This is a genomic window from Bacillus sp. z26, assembly GCF_058313635.1.
Genome location: NZ_JBZFQM010000003.1, coordinates 276,811 through 296,531 on the forward strand (window position 1 = coordinate 276,811; position 19,721 = coordinate 296,531).

General features: G+C 39.5%; 21 protein-coding genes. 2 read left to right on the forward strand and 19 right to left on the reverse strand.

Annotated elements, in window-relative coordinates:
• The first annotated feature begins 150 nt into the window (after positions 1-150).
• Positions 151-354 carry a hypothetical protein gene (locus AC4G3K_RS11705; protein WP_491133380.1) on the forward strand — a complete coding sequence of 68 codons (204 nt, stop codon included), beginning with the start codon at positions 151-153 and terminating at the stop codon, positions 352-354.
• A 47-nt stretch (positions 355-401) separates the two neighbouring features.
• Here AC4G3K_RS11705 and fliS read toward each other — a convergent pair whose 3' ends face one another.
• The 19 genes from fliS to AC4G3K_RS11800 form a co-directional block, all read right to left on the reverse strand.
• The gene (gene fliS, locus AC4G3K_RS11710) at positions 402-803 is read right to left on the reverse strand and encodes a flagellar export chaperone FliS (protein ID WP_491133381.1); all 402 of its coding nucleotides are present in this window, start codon (positions 801-803) and stop codon (positions 402-404) included.
• A 21-nt stretch (positions 804-824) separates the two neighbouring features.
• Entirely contained in the window at positions 825-2,786 is a 1,962-nt protein-coding gene (gene fliD / locus AC4G3K_RS11715; RefSeq protein WP_491133382.1) for a flagellar filament capping protein FliD, read from the reverse strand.
• Positions 2,787-2,798: 12 nt separating this feature from the next.
• Positions 2,799-3,161, reverse strand: a complete 363-nt coding sequence (gene flaG / locus AC4G3K_RS11720; protein WP_491133383.1) for a flagellar protein FlaG — start codon at positions 3,159-3,161, stop codon at positions 2,799-2,801.
• Between the two features lie 129 nt (positions 3,162-3,290).
• Positions 3,291-4,214 (reverse strand): flagellin Hag, encoded by a 924-nt coding sequence (gene hag, locus AC4G3K_RS11725; RefSeq protein ID WP_491133384.1) that lies wholly within the window; start codon positions 4,212-4,214, stop codon positions 3,291-3,293.
• Positions 4,215-4,416: 202 nt separating this feature from the next.
• Positions 4,417-4,581 (reverse strand): carbon storage regulator, encoded by a 165-nt coding sequence (locus AC4G3K_RS11730; RefSeq protein WP_491133385.1) that lies wholly within the window; start codon positions 4,579-4,581, stop codon positions 4,417-4,419.
• 326 nt (positions 4,582-4,907) lie between these two features.
• Positions 4,908-5,144 (reverse strand): carbon storage regulator CsrA, encoded by a 237-nt coding sequence (gene csrA, locus AC4G3K_RS11735; protein WP_491133386.1) that lies wholly within the window; start codon positions 5,142-5,144, stop codon positions 4,908-4,910.
• A gap of 3 nt (positions 5,145-5,147) precedes the next feature.
• Positions 5,148-5,588 (reverse strand): flagellar assembly protein FliW, encoded by a 441-nt coding sequence (gene fliW, locus AC4G3K_RS11740; protein ID WP_491133387.1) that lies wholly within the window; start codon positions 5,586-5,588, stop codon positions 5,148-5,150.
• A gap of 245 nt (positions 5,589-5,833) precedes the next feature.
• Positions 5,834-6,709 carry a flagellar hook-associated protein FlgL gene (gene flgL / locus AC4G3K_RS11745; RefSeq protein WP_491133388.1) on the reverse strand — a complete coding sequence of 292 codons (876 nt, stop codon included), beginning with the start codon at positions 6,707-6,709 and terminating at the stop codon, positions 5,834-5,836.
• An 11-nt stretch (positions 6,710-6,720) separates the two neighbouring features.
• A complete protein-coding gene (gene flgK / locus AC4G3K_RS11750; RefSeq protein WP_491133389.1) occupies positions 6,721-8,325 on the reverse strand; it encodes a flagellar hook-associated protein FlgK in 1,605 nt (534 codons plus the stop codon).
• A 21-nt stretch (positions 8,326-8,346) separates the two neighbouring features.
• Complete coding sequence (locus tag AC4G3K_RS11755; RefSeq protein ID WP_491133390.1) at positions 8,347-8,841, reverse strand: flagellar protein FlgN; 495 nt, start codon at positions 8,839-8,841, stop codon at positions 8,347-8,349.
• A gap of 60 nt (positions 8,842-8,901) precedes the next feature.
• The gene (gene flgM / locus AC4G3K_RS11760) at positions 8,902-9,165 is read right to left on the reverse strand and encodes a flagellar biosynthesis anti-sigma factor FlgM (protein WP_491133391.1); all 264 of its coding nucleotides are present in this window, start codon (positions 9,163-9,165) and stop codon (positions 8,902-8,904) included.
• A 213-nt stretch (positions 9,166-9,378) separates the two neighbouring features.
• Positions 9,379-9,792 carry a TIGR03826 family flagellar region protein gene (locus tag AC4G3K_RS11765; RefSeq protein ID WP_491133392.1) on the reverse strand — a complete coding sequence of 138 codons (414 nt, stop codon included), beginning with the start codon at positions 9,790-9,792 and terminating at the stop codon, positions 9,379-9,381.
• 63 nt (positions 9,793-9,855) lie between these two features.
• Positions 9,856-10,548 (reverse strand): ComFC family protein, encoded by a 693-nt coding sequence (locus AC4G3K_RS11770; protein WP_491133393.1) that lies wholly within the window; start codon positions 10,546-10,548, stop codon positions 9,856-9,858.
• Positions 10,545-11,930 (reverse strand): ATP-dependent helicase ComFA, encoded by a 1,386-nt coding sequence (locus AC4G3K_RS11775; protein WP_491133394.1) that lies wholly within the window; start codon positions 11,928-11,930, stop codon positions 10,545-10,547. The genes AC4G3K_RS11770 and AC4G3K_RS11775 overlap by 4 nt, the downstream gene beginning before the upstream one ends.
• Positions 11,931-11,988: 58 nt before the next feature.
• A complete protein-coding gene (locus AC4G3K_RS11780; protein ID WP_491133395.1) occupies positions 11,989-14,631 on the reverse strand; it encodes a glycoside hydrolase family 70 protein in 2,643 nt (880 codons plus the stop codon).
• Positions 14,632-14,949: 318 nt separating this feature from the next.
• The gene (locus AC4G3K_RS11785; protein ID WP_491133396.1) at positions 14,950-15,798 is read right to left on the reverse strand and encodes a DegV family protein; all 849 of its coding nucleotides are present in this window, start codon (positions 15,796-15,798) and stop codon (positions 14,950-14,952) included.
• 111 nt (positions 15,799-15,909) lie between these two features.
• Entirely contained in the window at positions 15,910-16,416 is a 507-nt protein-coding gene (locus AC4G3K_RS11790) for a GNAT family N-acetyltransferase (RefSeq protein ID WP_491133397.1), read from the reverse strand.
• Between the two features lie 142 nt (positions 16,417-16,558).
• A complete protein-coding gene (locus tag AC4G3K_RS11795) occupies positions 16,559-17,245 on the reverse strand; it encodes a response regulator (protein ID WP_491077460.1) in 687 nt (228 codons plus the stop codon).
• A gap of 116 nt (positions 17,246-17,361) precedes the next feature.
• Positions 17,362-18,516, reverse strand: coding sequence for a sensor histidine kinase (locus AC4G3K_RS11800; RefSeq protein ID WP_491133398.1), 1,155 nt, complete (start codon positions 18,514-18,516; stop codon positions 17,362-17,364).
• 310 nt (positions 18,517-18,826) lie between these two features.
• Between AC4G3K_RS11800 and AC4G3K_RS11805 the strand changes: the two genes are divergently transcribed.
• Positions 18,827-19,459, forward strand: a complete 633-nt coding sequence (locus AC4G3K_RS11805; RefSeq protein ID WP_491133399.1) for a YigZ family protein — start codon at positions 18,827-18,829, stop codon at positions 19,457-19,459.
• The last annotated feature ends 262 nt before the right edge of the window (positions 19,460-19,721 follow it).

Sequence of the window (19,721 nt, forward strand, 5' to 3'; positions counted from 1 at the left end):
GAGCAACCAGACTTAATTTTCTATATTAAATTCGTTAAAGAGAACAAAAAGTTCCTAATAAATAACAAAAAAGCTTGCTTTGTCAAAATAAATAGGTCATAATAACTATAGAAATACATAAAATGGTTTCCAATGAGAAGAGGACGAGAGATGAAAATGGATAAAGGTATTCATGTACTGAATGCCATGCTGATTGGTTTGATCTTATTTAATATCTATTCATACATAATTGGAAGTTTAGCAGGAATGAATTTAATAGTACTTGGATCTGTCCAAATTTTCATGATTGCCTTTATGAATGGTGTCCATGACTGGTGGATTACCCATATAGAAGATGAAGATATATTCAATTAAATAGCAAAGGGCCGAAAGATTAATCTTTCGGCCCTTCCTTTATAAAATTAAGCCTGTCCGCTCGAAGTGTATTGCTTTTGGCGGTTGAGCTGGATCGCCTGCTTCCACGTATCACGGAAGTCCACTACCAATCCCTCCACCTCATCCAGAATGGTCGGATCATTTTTCGTATTCGCTTCAACCAATCGATTGTAGATATAGTCATACATCGTCATCATATGATGAGAGATTGCCATGTCCATATTTAATGTAATTCGCAGTTCACTAATAATCGTTTGGGCTTTCAGGAGATTCTCATGTCTCACTTGGATTTGTTTCGATTCCATTCCCACCCGTGCTGCTTTAATAAATTTCATGCAGCCATTATAGAGCATGAGCGTCAGTTCTCCTGGGGAAGCGGTATTCACAGTATTTGATTGATAAGCCTGATATGGATTTTGTATGGCCATTTATACGTACACTCCTTTTTATTAACCAGTCGCAAACATGGATGATAAATATCCTGATTGGCTGTTCGCCTGTTGGATTGCTTTTTCCATGGCGGTAAATTGTTTGTAGTAGCGATCCTCTACTTGGATCAGCCGGTCCTCAAATCGACTGATCCGGTCCTCGATGTTCGTTAAATCTCTGCCCATCGTAAATGTTCCGTTTGTGGATAATGAAGTCCCCGCTCTTGTCTTCAGCTGGTCGGTCGCTCCGGAAATATTGACCTGCAGCTTAGAGAGAATCCCACCCTCTGAAGCAAATAAAGCCTCGACACTCTCAGGATCATCTTCTAAAGCCTGCCTTAATTTCGTTTCATTGATTTCGAGCTTACCGCCTGCCAGATAATCGGAAGTAGTCGAGATTCCAATGCTGCTTAATTGTTTATACAAACCTGTAGAAGAAGAAATCGAATTGGAAAAGCTGGAACGCATATTATTTAAAACACCTGTCAAAATGGAATCATTTTTTAAAAGACCAGCCTTCGCAATTTTGTCCCATTTCTCAACCTCATTCTCACTCAAACTATCACGTTCTTCATCTGACAAAGGAAGATAATTACGATTACGTTCCTCACTGACTTTCCCTTTAATCCCAGAAATCAGTTCGTTATATTTATCTACAAAGCCTTTTATATTGTCATATACTTTAGAGGAATCGTTGTTGATGCCGACAGTTACTTCCTGATCAAATTTAGTTTTGAGTGTGAATGTAACGCCGTTCATGGTGAAGGTATTGCTTGGACGTTCAGTCTCTAAGCCATTAATGGTGAATTTAGCATTAGACCCTGCTTGAACAGTGGCTCCCGTCAATTGAAGGGAACGTGCCAATGATGAGTCACCTATTTGAATTGCCTTGTCCCTGGCAAAATCACCGGTTTCTTTCCTTGTAATCGAAATTTTATCTGTATAAGAATCATAGAACATGGTCAGTCCGAGCTTAGATGAATTCACTTTATTCATAACCGTATCGAGGGATTGATCAGCCGTAACGAAAAATGTTTCACTCATCTCCCCACTTGAGGTTGTGGTCTTCATATTCATCGTCGTATATTTTTGTGTGTATTCAGCCTCTATTTCTACAGCTTCACTTGCAGCTGAGTTAAGCGTAACCTTGCCTGTATTGAAATCTACCGTACCTGATAGTGAGCCAACACTAAAACTTCCAGTCTCTCCAACCGCAACAGATGTATCCCCAATCTTTAGGTTTAATGAACCTTTGTTTATGGCTCCTTTAGATAGTTGAAAACTTGTAGCATCTTTTGCTACTGTGAGCTTTTCCACCTTTTTATCCGTTACATAGTTGACTTCGATGGCTGACCCTGAAGCTGGAATAGTATCTTTGAAAGTAATTACTCCATCCGCCCCGATTGCGTAATTTTCTTTCCCATCCTTCGAATATTGATCCAGAACCTTACCGGCCACTTTAACTTGTACCTGATCAACTTTAAGATTAACTCCACTTGGTATGTTAAGTTCTATAGTTGACCCTTTGGCTGTAAACTTTTCTGTTTCAACCACTCCAGGAACGTTCTCCCATGTGAGAGCAGAAGCAAAATTACCCGCCATAGAATCCAACGACTTACTGGTATCTATTTTGCCAGTAGCACCGGATAATTCTTTCGTTGCAAGAGAAGCTGCTTTAGCCAGTTGAGTGACTTTAGATAAAGAATAACTCGTTGCACTGGCTCCAGATGTTGCGGTAGCAGTAACCATAGCCTCATTTGTACTGCTCGTTGTTTTGGAACGATAGGACGAACTTAGCTTCATATTCAATACATCTTGTCGGAAATTTGTTAACAACGTATTGATAGAACGGTAATCATCACGTTTCCATTCAAGAGTCTGTTTATTTTGCTTTAATTTATCTATCGGGAGTCTTTCAGCCTGCATCAGCTGTTTGACCATCGTGTCTGTATCGATGCCACTAGCTAAACCTGAAATACGCATTCTTTCACATCCTTAAACTTTTCTATCTACAAACAAAGCCATGTTTTCCACCATAGCTGCATACATATCAAGCATCTTCCTTGAAGGAATTTCACGCAGCACATTGCCTGTTGAATCATCAACCACGGTCACATAATATTCATTGAGATCCTCGTGAAGTTCAAATTTCAAGGACGCATGCATCGGTCCTATAAACCTATTCATCGCTTCCGTCGTTTCAGTTAACTTCTCTTTCATTTGTACATCTGTCATAGGTGACTGTTCGTGTTGAGGAATTACGTTCAGAATCAAAGCCTGCTCTTTTATAGGACCAGTACTTTTAGTAAGTGACTGTGCAGTCAAATGACCAACATCAGCCGAAACACCATTCACCATCTCGCACCTCCAACTATTCAGTTCACTGTTATTAGGTATATCGGTAGGAATGGGAAGGTTTTAAGAGAAAAGGATAATTAATGAGGAATATAAAAAAAAGGAACCCGAAAGGTCCCCTTTAAATAAAGATTAACGTAACAATTGAAGTACGTTTTGCGGTTGTTGGTTAGCTTGAGCAAGCATCGCTTGAGCAGCTTGTGAAAGAATAGAGTTCTTAGTTTGTTCCATCATTTCTTTTGCCATATCAACATCACGGATACGAGATTCCGCAGCTGTTAGGTTTTCAGAAGATGTATTTAAGTTGTTTATTGTGTGCTCTAAACGATTTTGGTTAGCTCCTAGTTTAGAACGTTCAGCAGATACATTTTCAATGGCTTTATTAATAGTATCAATTGCAGCTGTAGCTGTTGCTGAATCTTTACTAATATCAAGACCGCCTGTAGTTGTAGCAGGTGTTCCTGCAACAGCAGTACCCCCTGTAGTTGTAGCAGGTGTTCCTGCAGTTGCAGCTGCATTTTCAGTAGGTGTAGCAGTAGTTTCTGCTACTAAAAGTGATTTTGCGTCCATTGCAAGTATGCCAATTTCCATAGTTTGGTCTTTGTTAGCTCCAATTTGGAAAGTAAGCTTTTTAGCCCCTTGGCCATCAAGTAGTTTTTGAGTATTGAATTCAGTATTATTAGCAATACGAGTGATTTCTTTTGCTAATTCATCTACTTCTTTTTGTAATTCTCCACGATCAGTAGTTGTATTTGTATCATTGGAAGATTGAACTGCTAACTCACGCATACGCTGAAGAATATCATGTGTTTCGCTTAATGCACCTTCAGCTGTTTGAATTAAAGAAATACCATCTTGTGCATTCGCAGATGCTTGATCTAACCCACGTACTTGCGCACGCATTTTTTCAGAGATTGCAAGCCCAGCTGCATCATCAGCTGCACTGTTAATACGTTGACCAGAAGATAATTTCTCCATTGATTTAGCTTGTGCATTTGTTGCTGCACCCATCTGACGGTGTGTGTTTAGAGCTGTAATATTGTGATTGATAATCATTTAATTTTCCTCCTTGGAATGTGTAGGTGGACTTCCTTTTCCACCTGTTACTTTTAAATTTATATATTAATAGAAACTTACCCATTGCCTAGGATGGGGGCTTCCAGTAATAACGAGATGAAAAGAGACGAGCGGTTCTGACCCGAGATGCTTCCATGCATCCTTAAAGTCAGTGCCGCTCGTCCGTGAGCAAATAGGTATTCTATTTGTTTTGTTGATTTTCCAATAGCTCCCCACGCGTAATCTTTACGTGTTTGGGGGCGTCAATCGCTAAACGAAGGTGACCATCTTCACTTTTAACGACCTTTACAGTGATGTCATCACCGATTTTGATATATTCACCAGGTCTTCTGCCAAGTACTAGCATAGTTGTGGCCTCCTCCTTGAGAAAAGTAATCAGTGTAAGACCCTCATCCTTATGTTGCCGTACACATAACTATAAGTAAACATCCGCATCCTGAAATGATGTAATAAGAATCCTTACTCGTCCTGAGTATTCAATATGAATTTTTCAGGTTTGTTTCTCTTACATAATCTATATCGGAACCTTATCCGAACATTTAATAGTTTTAAGAAAAAAATTTAAATTTTATAAAAAAAAACAGAACCCATAATAGATTCCGTTTATGAATCACCTTAACAACTGAACTCGTACTATCAATCTCTTATTCACATGAATTCAAGCACTCTCTATCAGCTTTTCGTTCTGTTCTTCGAGTTATTAATCAATTCACCTATATTAACCGTAATCTCTGATGCTTCTACATTTTCATGTTGGATTTCTTCAAACAATTCCTTCCGATAGACATCGACTTGCTTTGGCGCTTTAATGCCCAGCTTAACCTGATCGCCTTGGACAGAAACAACCGTGATTTCAATATCGGAGCCAACTAAAATAGATTCATCTTTTTTCCTTGATAGAATAAGCATGCTTTACTCCCCCCTGCTTTCTACTTTTGGAAATAAAGGTGTTCTCGTTTGATAGTTTGTTTGATTGAGAATGATTTGCTTCCCTTTGCCGTTCCTTGTATCGATAATCAGTGGAGCCTGAAGATTGATTGTTGATTCTTCAAATGGGTCCTTTGCTGTCACAATCGTAAACACTGTCATCTGTTCTTTTATTACTCCTAATGATTCCACGATCTCATCATCTAATTTAAACTCATAAGCCGGATAGGTTAAAAATGGACTTGTGATCACAAAAGCCAGATTGGATGTTGTAGCAGATTGAAGCACAAAGAAGGATTGGTCATCTGTTAAACGAAGAAGCACAAATTTCTTTTCGTACGGGAAACCGGGAATGCCCTCATCAAACGTAATCATCTCTTTTTCCTCGATTACTTGCTCACCATGATATTTTGTTGTCAGCTTCACTCTACTTCACCTCTATCTATTTATTTCAAATGGTTGTTGCTTGGCTATAAAAATTTAAGAGATTGAACTTCATATAATTGCTTATACTGCCTGGAATATAATCGATATCTGTTAATCAATCGATTGATTAATACGTGAAAACCTTGCTGTGCCGATGTTTAAGCTATTCACAACTGGACAATCGCCAAACATAAAAAAAGAGCCGACCCAACCGGCCAATGGGCATTTGAGTCAACTCCTCTTTTTTAACGCAAGAAATCAAGCAGGCTTGGCTGAATGATGCTGGCTCCCATTTGCAAGGCAGCTTTGTGCACACTTTCCTGCGTAATAAAATCTGTATAAACCTTTTCCATGTCTACATCTTCGTTTTCACTTAGTACCTTTTTGGCCAATACTTCCTGGTTATCAATTCTTGATTCCAAAAGTTCGAGGCGATTGTAACGGGCACCAAGGTCTGAACGTTCCGCTGAAAAAGTCGTGACTAAACGATCGAATTTCTCCAGTAAAGAGTCGAGATTCATATCTTCAGCTGATAATTCGTTCTCGATGTCTCCAATCGTATTAAACAATTCCTGACTGAATAGTTGAGAAGAATCTGCATTTGCCTTTAATTGAATCCCTCTTGATACTTCTACCAAATAAGGTTCATTTCCGGAACTTACTTCAATTCCGTTTTCGCCACTTTTAACAGGCGCTGTATTCACACTCGTTCCGTTGAAAATATAACGGCCGGCAACCTGCGTATTCGCGACGGAAACTAAATCCTCTTTCAGCTGGAAAATTTCCTTTTGGATGGCTTCCCGGTCTTCTGTTTGGTTTGTATCATTTTTTGCCTGCAGCATTAATTCGCGAATCCGCTGAAAGTTTTTGTTCCCCTGATCCATGGAAGCTTCCGAGTTGTCCATCCAAAGATAGACCTCGGATAAATTACGCTTATATTGCTCAACTTCTTTCAGGCTTGTCCGGTAATACATTCCCTTTTGAGCTACAACGGGATCATCGGAGGCTTTCGTGATCTTCTTACCGCTTGACAGCTGTTCAAGATAGCCCGCCATGGATCCATAGCTTTTATTAATATTCCGTAAAGAATTGGCTGCTACCATACTTTGCGTGACTCTCATTTTCTATTCACCTACCTGCCACCGACGCCAAGGCCGTTGATTATTTTATCAAGACATTCATCCAACATCGTAATCATTCGAGCCGATGCATTATACGCCTGCTGAAACTGAACCATATTCGTCATTTCTTCATCCAATGAGACAGCGCTGACAGATGAGCGTCTGTCACTGACATTCTGCAGCAAGGTCGCGCTGTTCTCGGATAAACGATGCGCCTGTTCCGTTTTAACGGCCATGCTTCCAATCACGCTTTGCAAATAGGCGCCTAAATATTCTTTTTCAGCATTGGCAGAAGGGTCTGTCAACGCGTCTTTATAATTGAACTTTTCATAAAAAACATTGGCCAGTTTTAAGACATGGCTGGCATCCCCATCATTTGGAGTGGCTACCGATGCATTTGCGATATAATCATAGCTTTCCTGTATTTCTTTAGAAATTTGAATACGGCCGGCAAAGCCTTTGACGTTCTGAGGTTCAGCATTATTTTCATCAACAAAGAATAATATTTCTTCATTAAAATCTTCTGCCTTCACAGTTGGATCATTCTCCAACGCTGATTTCCAGGCTGCAAGTTCCTTTGCGCTTAAGCCTTCCTTATGAACCTTATTAAACTCGGTTGCAAAGGTATAAGCCATATGGTCAAGTTCTTTGAGCATATCTGGCAAATCGCCAATCTGCTTCCCCTCCGCGTTCATATATCCATAGGTTTGAAGTAGAGAGAGCAGCTTGCCCTCAGAAGTAAAGATGGCTGAAGGAACTTCATTTCCGCCAATTTGTACCGTATCAACCGCTCCATCCTCACCATTATAAGTAAGAGTAATGGGATTAACCGCAGTGGAGTCAACCAGTGTCATCGGTTCAGCAGTGCCATTGTTCAGCTTAATTACGGCAGTACCTATTGCTTGCGCCTGTGAATTCCCGCCGTTTTTTACATAATCGACTTTAATATTCATCATAGAAGAAAGCTCATCAATTAACAGATCACGCGAATCATATAAATCATTCGGTAAGTACCCATGCGGTTCAATCGCTGCGATTTGTTTATTGAGGTTGTCGATGCTTTCCATTAATCCATTGGCCTTTTCAACTGTCACACTCAATTCATTCTTCAAATCGGAACGGACCATATTTAAGGAACCATCCAAATAGGTGAACGTATCGGCCAGGGCAATCCCCCGTTCGCGAACAACTGCCTTCCCACCTGAGTTAACAGAATTTATGGCCAGATCCTGCAAGGACTGCCAGAATGAATCGATGGAATCAGCAAGCCCTGTTCCCTCCAACTCATTCATCACATCCTCTATTTTGCTTAACCCCTCCGCTTTTCCATTCCAAAACCCGAGCTTTGTACTTTCACTTCTATATTGGACATCCAAAAAGCTTTCACGAATTCTCTGGATGGAACCCGCTTTAACACCAGTGCCCAATTGCCCGGGAATTTCCTCGCGGTTCATCGAAGGATTTGGAAAGGCTGTTTCCGTTGTCATATTAACCCGTTGGCGTGAGTATCCGAGAGTATTGGCATTGGCAACATTTTGACCCACTACATTTAAAGCAGCTTGATGAGTCGTCAGTCCGCGCCTGGCTGTTTCTAACCCGTGAAAGGTTGATGTCATAAAAGCTCCTCCATTTTCGTTTCAGGCCTTCGAATCAAATAGCGATTGGCTTTGTTTTCTCCCACCCTCTGAATCCTGCGGCCTTTCATATGTATAGTTCTCCGTCTCTGGCAACATAAGATTTAAATTTAAATTCACGAATTGCAGAGATTGATAGATTAACTGCTGGTTTAATTCATTTCGTTCTTTTAAACGTGTAACCTCAGCTCTCAATTCGGTTCCCAGATTATTCAGTTCAGCTTGCTCCATTTCATTAGCATATTGGATACACTCTGTTAAAGAGGCGGAACCTTGATAGACGCCCTTTTTTTCAAGAAAGGCATGTACGTCATCCTGCCGAACCTTTTCTAACCTTTCAATCGCAACAACTAACTTTCTTTCCTGAACCAGCAGGGTGCTTAATGGTTTTAACTCTTCAGCCTTGATTGCTTCTGTTTTTTCCTGAGCCATTCTATTCAGTTCCCTGTGCAGATCAATGAGCTGCCGCAGTGTTTGAATAATCGATAGAGCTGACATTTGTACGTTCACCCCATATAAAAAAAGAAAGCCAGTACAAACCTCATACTGGCCTCAGGTTTATTTTTGTGAATAAAAATTGAAGACGCTTTTTGCTGTATCATTGACATTCATTTGATAGGTGCCGTTCTCGATCTGCATTTTAATTTCGTCTATTTTAGCTTGACGCTCAACCGTTACACTCGATATATTCTGCATTTCTTTCGCTTGACTGGAGATTTCCACTTTATCGGCAAGCTGAGAAGGCTTCATGGAGGTATCGGCTTTATTGACTGCCTTTTGGTATGGGTTTACGCCGTATTGATTAATCTGGTTAATTTTCATTTTGCGTTCCTCACTTTCCTTCCGTCACATTAGCTTCTAGGGATGATTGATTGTATACAATCTGATGAACAGATTATACAGTCAGCCCTTCTTGCATCTCTATTATTAATATCGACAACAAAGATGATTTGTTTACTAATCCATTAAGAAAATTATGACATAGAGAAAAGCATTATTCAAAATTGATTAGCCAGGTCTAAATACTTATTTTTACTAAGATTTGTGGTAATAGGTCATTTGATGCGCACGTTCTTCTATCTCTTTGTGGAGTAACTCATCCCGTTCATGCTGCTCAAGGTCGGCCCGCAATTCTTCCGTGCAGCGCACACAAAACCGGCCTTCCCGAATTAAGGACCCGCAATGCTCACACGTATAGCCCAAATTGGGATTGGACGTGATTCTCAGCTTCCCACTTTTGATAAATTTCATTAACAAAGGCTCATCCACACCTGTTGCTTTTACCACCTGAACAATTGTTGCTGTGCGATTTTCACGTTTACGGATATATTGGTAAACATCATTATAGATGGCTTCTTCTTTTTTATAACAAATCTCGCATACATCCCTGAATTGATTTTTCACAAACAGAGCTTGGCATTTCGGGCAATTAGATAGTTCATTCATCATTCGTTTCCTCCTCATAAGCAAGGTTATAGTTTACTTATCGGATTTTTATTAAAAAAATGAAGGCTACCGTGCGATTGTCAAAGAAATCACTGTCCTTGCACCTGCCTCCTTTAAAATGACACCTGCATGCCTCAGGGTCGAGCCTGTTGTATATATATCATCAAGTACAAGAATGGTTTTGTCCTGGAAGGATAAGGCTTTAGGATGGATACCAAAAACCTGTTCCGTATGGATGCGCTCATACCGGCTCTTTTTTGACTGCTTTTCTCCATGTACACGAATCAGCCCGCAGGTCAGAGGAATCCCCGCCATTACACCCATCGCTTCAGCCTGGTTAAACCCACGTTCATATCTGCGCTCGTCACTTAGCGGAATGGGGATCACAACGTCTGCTTGCGGTGCTTTTTTGCGCAGTTCATTACTGAATAAGCGAACCAACTCATAGTCTCCCCGATATTTAAAGCGGGCAATGACATCCTTCATAAATGAATTATAGGTAAATAAGGAAACATTATAATCAAGTGCGCGGCTATACAATGGGTCTATCAGCCACTGCTCACAATCTGGGCATCTGACCCCCTCCTGGAGTGGTTTACAGCAAATCTCACATGTACTCCCCTGAATGGGTGTAAGCTTGGAACGACACGTTGTACAGAGTAAATCCGCCTCCTCTAAAAAGAAGATATTCGCCCAGCCTGCACTCTCCTGAATGGGGCTGTGGCAATAGAGACAAATAGAAGATTGAAAAATGGTCAATCCACTAACCCCCTTTTGACGGCTTCTTTATTCATTTGGTTAATTTGCTGAATGGCATCAAGCATGGCATTCGTTTTTCCATAATGAAAAAATACACAATCCCCATGTGGGTAATCTTTACTTCTGCCAACCCGTCCGGCAATTTGAACGAGTGCTGACTCCGTAAAAATTTGTTCTTCTGCTCCTATAACGGCAACATTCAGCTTCGGGATTGTTACCCCACGCTCCAATATCGTGGTCGTAAGCAAACCTTGTATCTCTCCATTTCTAAGCTCTATAATTTTTTGTTTTCGATATGGGTCTTCCGCATGGACTGATTTAATTTTATCCGTATTTGCCTGAAATAAGGGAAGAGCTTTTTCCATTAATTCAATCGTTGGAAAGAAGAGGAGATAAGGGTGTCCGCTTCGGATTACTTTCTGTAGCCAATCAACTAAAGGAGGAGAAATTTTGCCCTTTTGGATCGCTTTTCGCCAGTTTCCAATCCACTTTAATCTTGGCTCCGGTATCGGAAAACCATGGAAGCGAGCGGGCAGCAGGACTCCTTTTCTTTGCCCATTGTTAAGCTGGCGTTGCCATTCCTTTGAAGGAGTAGCTGTTAGATAAATAAGAGAGGCATTCGGAGTACAAGCTTTCTTTGCAGCGAATTGAAGACTTTCTTCATAGGAGAACGGAAAGGCATCCACTTCATCAATAATCATGACATCAAATGCATTTGTGAAGCGCATAAGCTGGTGCGTAGTGGCTAAGACAAGAGGCGCAAAGATGGACTTATCCTCACTATCTCCGTATAGAGAGGCGATCGTTATGTTGGGGAAAACTGCTTTTAGACGTGGCGTGAGTTCAAGGATGACATCCGTCCGTGGTGAGGCTATGCAGACTCGCTTTTGGAATTGAAGGGCTTTTTCTATTCCTCTGAAAATCATCTCTGTTTTTCCAGCGCCACAAACTGCCCAGATTAACAATTCACCTGGTTCTTGTACAATCTCGATTATTTCTTCTGCAGCTTTTTCCTGAGATGGCGACAGGCTTCCCTTCCACTCGAGAACGGTATTCTCCAAATCCCAAGGGACTGACGGACCCGACCACCGATACAAATTAGTACATATCGAGATGCGGCCCATCATGATACATTTCCGACAATAGAGGCATTCCTTCCCACAAACACTATGAGGAAAAGAGGCAAATAAATCAGGGTCGATATTCCCACAGCGAGCACAACGTTCATTTTCAATCCCAGGGATTTGATAAATATATTCGGGATCATCCAGATGAGGATGCATGTCGATTGGTATTTCAGTTTTGAGGAGTTCTTTACCAGTGAGGAATAGTTGAAGATCATTTATAGAAGCCATTTTAGTTGGGGTTCTAGATGCTTTCAAAACGAAAACCTCCTTTTAAATAAATAGGGGATCAATTCCTGACCCCCTATCCTATCGATTACTTTTTAACTGTTACTGTAAATTTTTTCGAAACGCTATATCCGCCTTTTGTTTTGTAAGTTGCCGTAATAGTTGCTTTTCCAGAACTTACAGCCTTAACTTGGCCTTTAGAATTGACCGTTGCAACTTTTTTATTGGATGTCTTATAAGTAACAGATTTAATCTTATCTGTTGAAGATTTCACTCCAATTGTTGTGGTCTTTCCTTTTTTAAGCGTCACAGAATTTGCCTTAAGGGTTACGCTGTTCACTTTATTTGATATGGTAACGGAAGAAAATAAGATGAACTGATCTTTAGTTGTCATCGTCACAGAGATCGTTGCATTACCAGTTTTCTTATTACCTTTTACATTTCCATTCTTATCAACTGTTGCGATATCTTTATTAGAAGTTGTATAAGTTATGGTAGATCCTTTAGAAGTAGCATTACTTAGCTGTGGTAACAGTTTCACTGTTGTACCTTGATATACAGATTTCGTATTCTTCCAAGTAATAGATGGTACTTTATCCTTCGTTGGCACCCATACACCTAAATATCCATCAACATTGGCGTTTTTAACACCTTTTACCGGGATGGTTAACATACCTTTTGAATCAGTGACAAGCTTCGCTTTATTAAATCCAGTCGCATCGGTAAAAACTTGGTTTTTGTGCTGAGATCCCATATTTACTTTAATAACTGTGTTTAGTTTTGAATTATTACCAATAACAGTCGCTACACCAGTATTTCGATCTTTTCCAAGTCGTACACTGCTTACAAGGTCCTGACCTGCTGTTTTTGGCGAAGTATTAGTTGTATATGATGTGACGGTTTGGTTCCCATATGCATACGCTTTACGAGCTTTTAATAATTTTGTAATTGGCTCATAGTAATTCGTTTTCTCTTTCATATAAGAGCCGTCTGTTTTAAATAAATCTCCATAATAAACAGTTGGCACTGTATCTTTATTAGTTAGTAGATACGCATACTGAGAGACTAGATTATTCATCGTATATTTCTTATCTACTTTTTTCATATCTTCAATATAGATCTCAAGTGCTTTATTTTCAGTCTCTTTATCATAGAGATCCTCAAAAGATTTTGGTACTGCAGTTCCATACTTTTGACCAGACTTTATCCCATATAGTTCCAACATGATATTATTTACACGATTTTTTTCTTGATCATGGTTATTTGTAAAGGACCAGTTAGGTGTTGCGTTTGCTGTTCCTGCACCATTTCTGTTTACAAATGAATTTGTCGCGAGCGTTTGTAATTTTTGTCTATTTGTACCTTTTGCCAGTGAATTTTGGAATGTATAGTACAAACCATAATCCATAGCTAACTGTGGATTATTATTTGATTTAACATATTGTAATTGATTACTAGAATAAGATTCTATATAACTTATATGATCATCCATATCGGAACCATATATATCCTTTTTTAGATCGGCTTCATCCAATAAAACTTGTGTATCATAATGGCTTGCTGCATCTATTCTAAAACCATCAAATTTATACGTAGTAAGAAGCCACTTCATCCAGTTCATTTGTTCTTTTTGAACGGTCGGATGAGAGTTATCGATATCATTACCTAACAAGAATTCATTATTATTTCCAATTGTATTATTAATAGAATGAAGAGACTTTCCATCCTCATCAACAAATAAAAATTGGTCTTTATCATCAATACCCGAATTATCATTTTGGTATGATTTTTGCTCAGATTTATTAGTATAATTTGGATTCGATGTTATGTAAGCATCAGTCAGCCTTGCAATATCACCATTATTTCCATTAATGATATCCTCTACGGAAGCATAACCATGACCTTTCATATACTCTAGGTAAGCTGTATCTTCAGCATAGTTAATCAGCATTGGTTTCCAATAATCATCGGATTGATTTGCCTCTTTCGCTGCATACCAGCCATCAATTGATAAGTAGCTATCAATTGTATTAATTTTGTTTGCGTCCGCCGCTTCTGCTAACCACTCTGGCAAGTAATTTGCTGCGTTTTGAGGGCCAAGGAAACGATAAGGCTTACCATTTTCATCGGTCATCACACGATTAATTCCTTGGTTCTGCAAGGAGGTACCATTGAAATACTTCTTGTTCCATTCCTTAATATAACCATATTTAGCTTGGCCCTGGCCTCCGCCTTTTGTATAAGCAAAATATAGATCTGCTCTTATATCGGAGTATTTGCCAGATGTATATGAATCTTTAAACAAATCACCATTATTATCTACCCGCTTAACCCATAAAGCTTCACGTTGACTAAGACCCATCACTTGATTAGGCACTAAATCCAACTGTACTTTTAAACCATTCGTATGCAAAGTATTAACTAAACTTTTAAGTTCATCACTTGTTCCATACTTTGTTGCTTTTGTATTATTTGGACCTTGTTCAAATTCACCAAGATCATATCTATCAGCAATTGCATAGCCTTCCATATATCTTGCCATGCCGAATGATCGGTAAGCTGGCGGAAGCCAAATATCAGTTACCCCCCAATCTTTAAGTAATTTTCCTTGATTGGAAAGTTCTTTATACATATTTGACTCATAAGGCTGATAAAGACTAAAACTTTGAAAAATAACGCGGTTATCCAAACTCGGACTAGAAGTATACGCTTTTGCCTTGATTGGATTCATAGGCAAACTACTCAAGACCAACATTAGCACTAAAATACCAGCGACTAACCTACTACTTTTTTTAAACATCCTCTTCCCCCTGCTGGTCATAATTTTCTTAGTTAAAGACCATTAATTTAGCTATTTTTTTAAATCAACCAAGGAGAATTCTACTATACATTTACAATAAAAGGAATATATATTTTCAAATATATTCCAAAATTAATTTTATTTAACAATTTTGACACATTAAGAAATAACTACATTTAAAAAGGAGCCAGATATCTAATCTGACTCCTAAAAAATATGTTAATAATAGGCGTAATTTGGGTAACAAAATCAGGAGAATCTCTTGGTCCAGCCAAGTCCGAAAGCTCCCTGGCCCAAGTGGGTAGCGATAACGGCGCCAAAATAGCTGAGGCTGAATTCGGCTTTCGGGAACTTCGCTTTCAGTTCATTCAACATTTCAGCCGCTTCTTCTTCGCTATTCCCATGAATTAAAACAGCTTGAAGAGGCTCACCTTTTTGATACTCAACTTCAAAGAGCTCAACGATTCGTTTAAGCGCCTTTTTCTTCGTACGGATTTTTTCAAAAGGGACAATGACCTTGTTTTCAAAATGAAGGATTGGCTTTACTTGAAGCAAGCTGCCAATTAAAGCTGCAGCACCATTTAAGCGGCCGCCCCTTTGTAAGTTTGAAAGATCGTCTACCATGAAGTAAGCATTAGAAGAATCGCGGAGTTCATGTAAGCGTGCAATGATCTCCTCAGGATGTTTGCCTTCCTTTGCCATTTTGGCTGCTTCGAGAACAAACAGTCCCATAATCATGCAGGTGATTTCGGAATCAAAAGCATAGACTTTGATGTCATCAACCATTTCTCCAGCTGTAATCGCCCCTTGATAGGTTCCGCTGATTCCACTCGATAAATGGATCGTGACAACAGCGTCATAATCTTTAGCAAGCTCTTCAAACTTTTCAATGAATTTACCCGTTGACGGCTGAGAGGTCGTTGGGAGCTTGTCCAATCGTTGCACCATCTCATAAAAATCAGAAGCAGTTAACTCATTCTCCTCCTGATAGACTTCATCACCAAATGCTACACTCAATGGAATCATATGTATGTCATACTGCATACGCAGGTCTTTAGGTATATAAGCTGTACTATCTGTAATTATTGCAGTTCTCATTATTTGAAAACCTTCCTTGTTATTAAGATTTTCCTCTATTTATATTCTTCATTTTAAATGATTATCCGTCGATTTGCATTATATTGTTTGAAATGCTACTTTTTAGATTATTCAAACCACTATTTGTTTGCCAAGAATCAATAAATCTTTTTTCACTCCATCTAGTTCAGCAACACCCGGAAAATTCCCCCATTCTTCAAATCCATACTTCTTAAAAAGGCGAATACTTGGTTCATTATGGGCAAAAATAAATCCTAGTAATGTTTCAATCCCCAAGCTCGGCGCCCGCTTAATGGCATACTCCAAAAAGTGAGCTCCAACCCCTTTATTCCGGTAAGAATGGTCCATGTAAATACTGATTTCTGCGGTCGCTTGATAAGCAGGCCGTCCATAAAAATCCTGAAAGCTGAGCCATCCCATGATCGTACCGTCCTCTTCCATTACCCATAAAGGCCTTTTTTCAGAGGTATGATTCAAGAACCAATCTAAACGGCTTTCTACATCCACTATTTCTATATCGGCTGTTACCATTCTACTTTGAATCGTAGAATTATAAATTTCAACGATTCGTACTAAGTCTTCTTGATTAGCATCTCTAATTTTATATGGAATATCCACAGTTTCCCCCTCCTAACTTGAGAAAAAACAATATCAAATGATAAACAGTATGGTAAATCATTCAAAGGATTCCCTATCAATTACCATTCCATAATGAACAAAAAGCACCAACCAAATGGTCAGTGCCATAATCTTTATTCTATTATACTCTAACTTCAACCCAGCCGTTTTTGATTGCATATACAACAGCCTGGGTACGGTCGTTTACATTCATTTTTTGAAGGATGTTACTTACATGGTTTTTAACCGTCTTTTCGCTAATAAACAGGGTCTCACCGATTCCTCGGTTACTTTTGCCATCAGCCAGTAATTGAAGAACTTCACATTCACGGCGCGTTAGCAAGTGCAATGGACGACGAATCTCCACATTCATGATATTATCACCATTTGTTGCCTCATCTGTTGCCAGTCTGCGGTAATCACGCACCAAATTGTGAGTAACCTTCGGATGCAAATAGGAACCCCCATCTGCTACGACTTTAACAGCTTCGATTAGGGCATCAGCATCCATTTCCTTCAATAAATAGCCGCGTGCTCCTGTTTTTAAAGCATGGGTTACATAGTTTTCATCGTCATGGATCGACAGCATAATCACTCGTGAATCCGGGAATTTTTCAATCAGTTGTCCAGTTGCTTCAACACCATTCACCTTTGGCATATTGATATCCATAATCACTACATCCGGATGATGTGTATCCATAATGGAAATGGCCTCGCTGCCATCGTCCCCTTCAGCGATTACGGAGAAAGAAGATTCAAAATCCAGAATCCGTTTAACCCCTTCTCGAAATAATTGATGATCATCTATGATTGCAATTGTCGTTGTCATTATTTTCCTCCCTATTACTCTTACAGTAGTAGTCGTTATCTCTATTATATTCTTGACTACATTCAAACTACAAACATTTACCAGAAATATAACTATAAAACTATTTTAATGAACATTTACATATTAACCGATGCTTTTAGTGGGATTTGAATATAGACTAAAGTACCTCCACCCACGCTGGATTGAATGGTCATTTCTCCTTCAAGCGTCTCAATGCGCTCATTCATACCCATAATTCCAAAGGACTCATCCTTCTGTTTATGCGGTTCAAAGCCACGCCCATTATCCCGTACAGTTAATGTTCCTTTATCGTTCAAAAGTTCGAGCTTCACCTGAATAAGACTGGCATTTGCATGTTTAATTGCATTCTGGACCGCTTCCTGGGCAAGTCGGAATAAAGCCACTTCATAATTCGGCTCCAGCCTCTTTTCCTGTCCGTAAATCTGAAATTTAAATTCAACACTCGGATTGTAGTCGCCGATTGTTTGTAAATATTTACGCAAAGTCGGAATCAATCCAAGGTCATCCAAAGCCATGGGGCGCAGGTCATATATAATTCGCCTGACTTCAGCCAGGGCACTGCGAACCATTTGTTTCAAAGATTTAATCTCCAGCAGGGCTTCTTCCGGGCCGCGCTCCCGGAAAATTCGTTCTGTCAAATCGGAACGAACCATCACATTGGCAAGCATTTGAGCAGGTCCATCATGAATTTCACGGGAAAGTTTTTTCCGCTCTGCTTCCTGTGCCTCAATGATTTTAAAGCCAAAGTCCTGTTTCTGTTTATACATATCAAGAACCTCTGACATATCCCGCAAATCACTCGTTAGATAATGCAGGACAACGGTAATCTGGGATCCAAGATTCTCAGCCCGATCAATCGTTTCCTTAAGGTTAATCAGCCTTCTTTCAAGATCATCACGACGTTTACGAAGCTGTTTTTCCAGCTCCCTGTTCATCGTCAAATCGACTTGGAACGTATGAGCCTGTTCATAGGCGGTCCGCACTTGCTCCTCTGTGAATTCCTTGAAACGCGATGAAACTTCTGACAAACGTTTACGGGAATCACGAGCTTTCTGTTCCAATTCATCCCCATCGTCTATAACTTTAAGTACCATTGTTCTAACAGATCCCAATTCAGAAGAAAGTTGATCAAACTCATGCTGGCAGTGTTCACCTATTTCATATATTTCTCCCTTACTATTATCTACGGTACTGATCATATGATTGAGGATGCTGTCGAGTCCCTTCCCATCCAGCTTAGGTACCCGCATTGTACTTTACCTCCTGTTATGGTGCAAAAAGAATCCATTACTTCATCTATTCCAATTTCATAATAAAAGAGTTCATTCGTCATGAACTTCCCTTATGGGTATAACTGATTATTTTGGGTAAAGTTCATATATGATGGAAGTTAAATACTGCATAATAGTTAAATTATAGCACGCTTTCCATTATTTTTTTACTCTTAACTATATTACATCTATATCACAACCAAATTATTCTTCTGTAATAAAAGGTGTTTTAGGAACAAAAGAATAAAGTATACTAGAATGGATATAGAAAGAAAGGCGGCAGTTTTAGATGCTGAATACATATAAAACGGTAAAAGGATATGGAGAATCGCAACAAATCATCCAAAAGTCGCGCTTTATCGCTTATGTAAGCCGTGTAGAATCAGAGGAAGAGGCCATACACTTTATTCAATCAATTAAGAAAAAACATTGGGATGCAACCCATAATTGTTCAGCCTATATGATTGGTGAAAACGACCTCATTCAAAAAGCAAATGATGATGGAGAACCAAGCGGTACAGCAGGCGTCCCCATTCTTGAAGTCATTAAGAAAAAGGGGCTGAAAGATACCGTAGTGGTCGTCACACGCTATTTCGGCGGAATTAAACTCGGAGCCGGAGGACTAATCCGCGCGTACGGAAGCACGACTTCAGAAGGAATTAATGCAACCGGTGTGGTGGAAAGAAGATTAATGCGCATCATGAAATCCACTTTCGACTATACCCTCCTCGGGAAAATCGAAAATGAACTTCGCAACTCGCACTATTCCATTAAAGAAATTCACTACCTCGAAAAAGTCATGATTGAATCCTTTGCTGAAGAAGACGCAAAACAGGCCTTCATTGATTGGATGACCGATTTATCCAACGGCCAGGCATTTATCGAGGAAGGCGACATGTTATACCTGGAGCATGATGTTTGATTAGGATTTGATTACCCCCCTTCTTTGACTGAATATTTCCAAGAAAAGTTGTGTTCATCGACAAAATACAGCAATTTTCAAAATGAAGATTTGGTAAGATGAATGAAGATATTGGACAAAGAAGGGGTAATTTATAAAGTGAGTCTACCAGGTTCTACTCATTCTCATGGTACTTATGACCTATCTACGGCTACATCCTTATCTGCAGAGGCTCACGTAAAAGATTCGATTCTGTTTCTGTTTCAACTAGCATCCCCATTAA

Coding starts and splice junctions, on each gene's coding strand:
- AC4G3K_RS11705 (WP_491133380.1), top strand. CDS start 151: ATGAAAATGGATAAAGGTATTCATGTACTGAATGCCATGCTGATTGGT.
- fliS (WP_491133381.1), bottom strand. CDS start 803: ATGGCCATACAAAATCCATATCAGGCTTATCAATCAAATACTGTGAAT.
- fliD (WP_491133382.1), bottom strand. CDS start 2,786: ATGCGTATTTCAGGTTTAGCTAGTGGCATCGATACAGACACGATGGTC.
- flaG (WP_491133383.1), bottom strand. CDS start 3,161: ATGGTGAATGGTGTTTCGGCTGATGTTGGTCATTTGACTGCACAGTCA.
- hag (WP_491133384.1), bottom strand. CDS start 4,214: ATGATTATCAATCACAATATTACAGCTCTAAACACACACCGTCAGATG.
- AC4G3K_RS11730 (WP_491133385.1), bottom strand. CDS start 4,581: ATGCTAGTACTTGGCAGAAGACCTGGTGAATATATCAAAATCGGTGAT.
- csrA (WP_491133386.1), bottom strand. CDS start 5,144: ATGCTTATTCTATCAAGGAAAAAAGATGAATCTATTTTAGTTGGCTCC.
- flgL (WP_491133388.1), bottom strand. CDS start 6,709: ATGAGAGTCACGCAAAGTATGGTAGCAGCCAATTCTTTACGGAATATT.
- flgK (WP_491133389.1), bottom strand. CDS start 8,325: ATGACATCAACCTTTCACGGGTTAGAAACAGCCAGGCGCGGACTGACG.
- AC4G3K_RS11755 (WP_491133390.1), bottom strand. CDS start 8,841: ATGTCAGCTCTATCGATTATTCAAACACTGCGGCAGCTCATTGATCTG.
- flgM (WP_491133391.1), bottom strand. CDS start 9,165: ATGAAAATTAACCAGATTAATCAATACGGCGTAAACCCATACCAAAAG.
- AC4G3K_RS11765 (WP_491133392.1), bottom strand. CDS start 9,792: ATGATGAATGAACTATCTAATTGCCCGAAATGCCAAGCTCTGTTTGTG.
- AC4G3K_RS11780 (WP_491133395.1), bottom strand. CDS start 14,631: ATGAATCCAATCAAGGCAAAAGCGTATACTTCTAGTCCGAGTTTGGAT.
- AC4G3K_RS11785 (WP_491133396.1), bottom strand. CDS start 15,798: ATGAGAACTGCAATAATTACAGATAGTACAGCTTATATACCTAAAGAC.
- AC4G3K_RS11795 (WP_491077460.1), bottom strand. CDS start 17,245: ATGACAACGACAATTGCAATCATAGATGATCATCAATTATTTCGAGAA.
- AC4G3K_RS11800 (WP_491133398.1), bottom strand. CDS start 18,516: ATGCGGGTACCTAAGCTGGATGGGAAGGGACTCGACAGCATCCTCAAT.
- AC4G3K_RS11805 (WP_491133399.1), top strand. CDS start 18,827: ATGCTGAATACATATAAAACGGTAAAAGGATATGGAGAATCGCAACAA.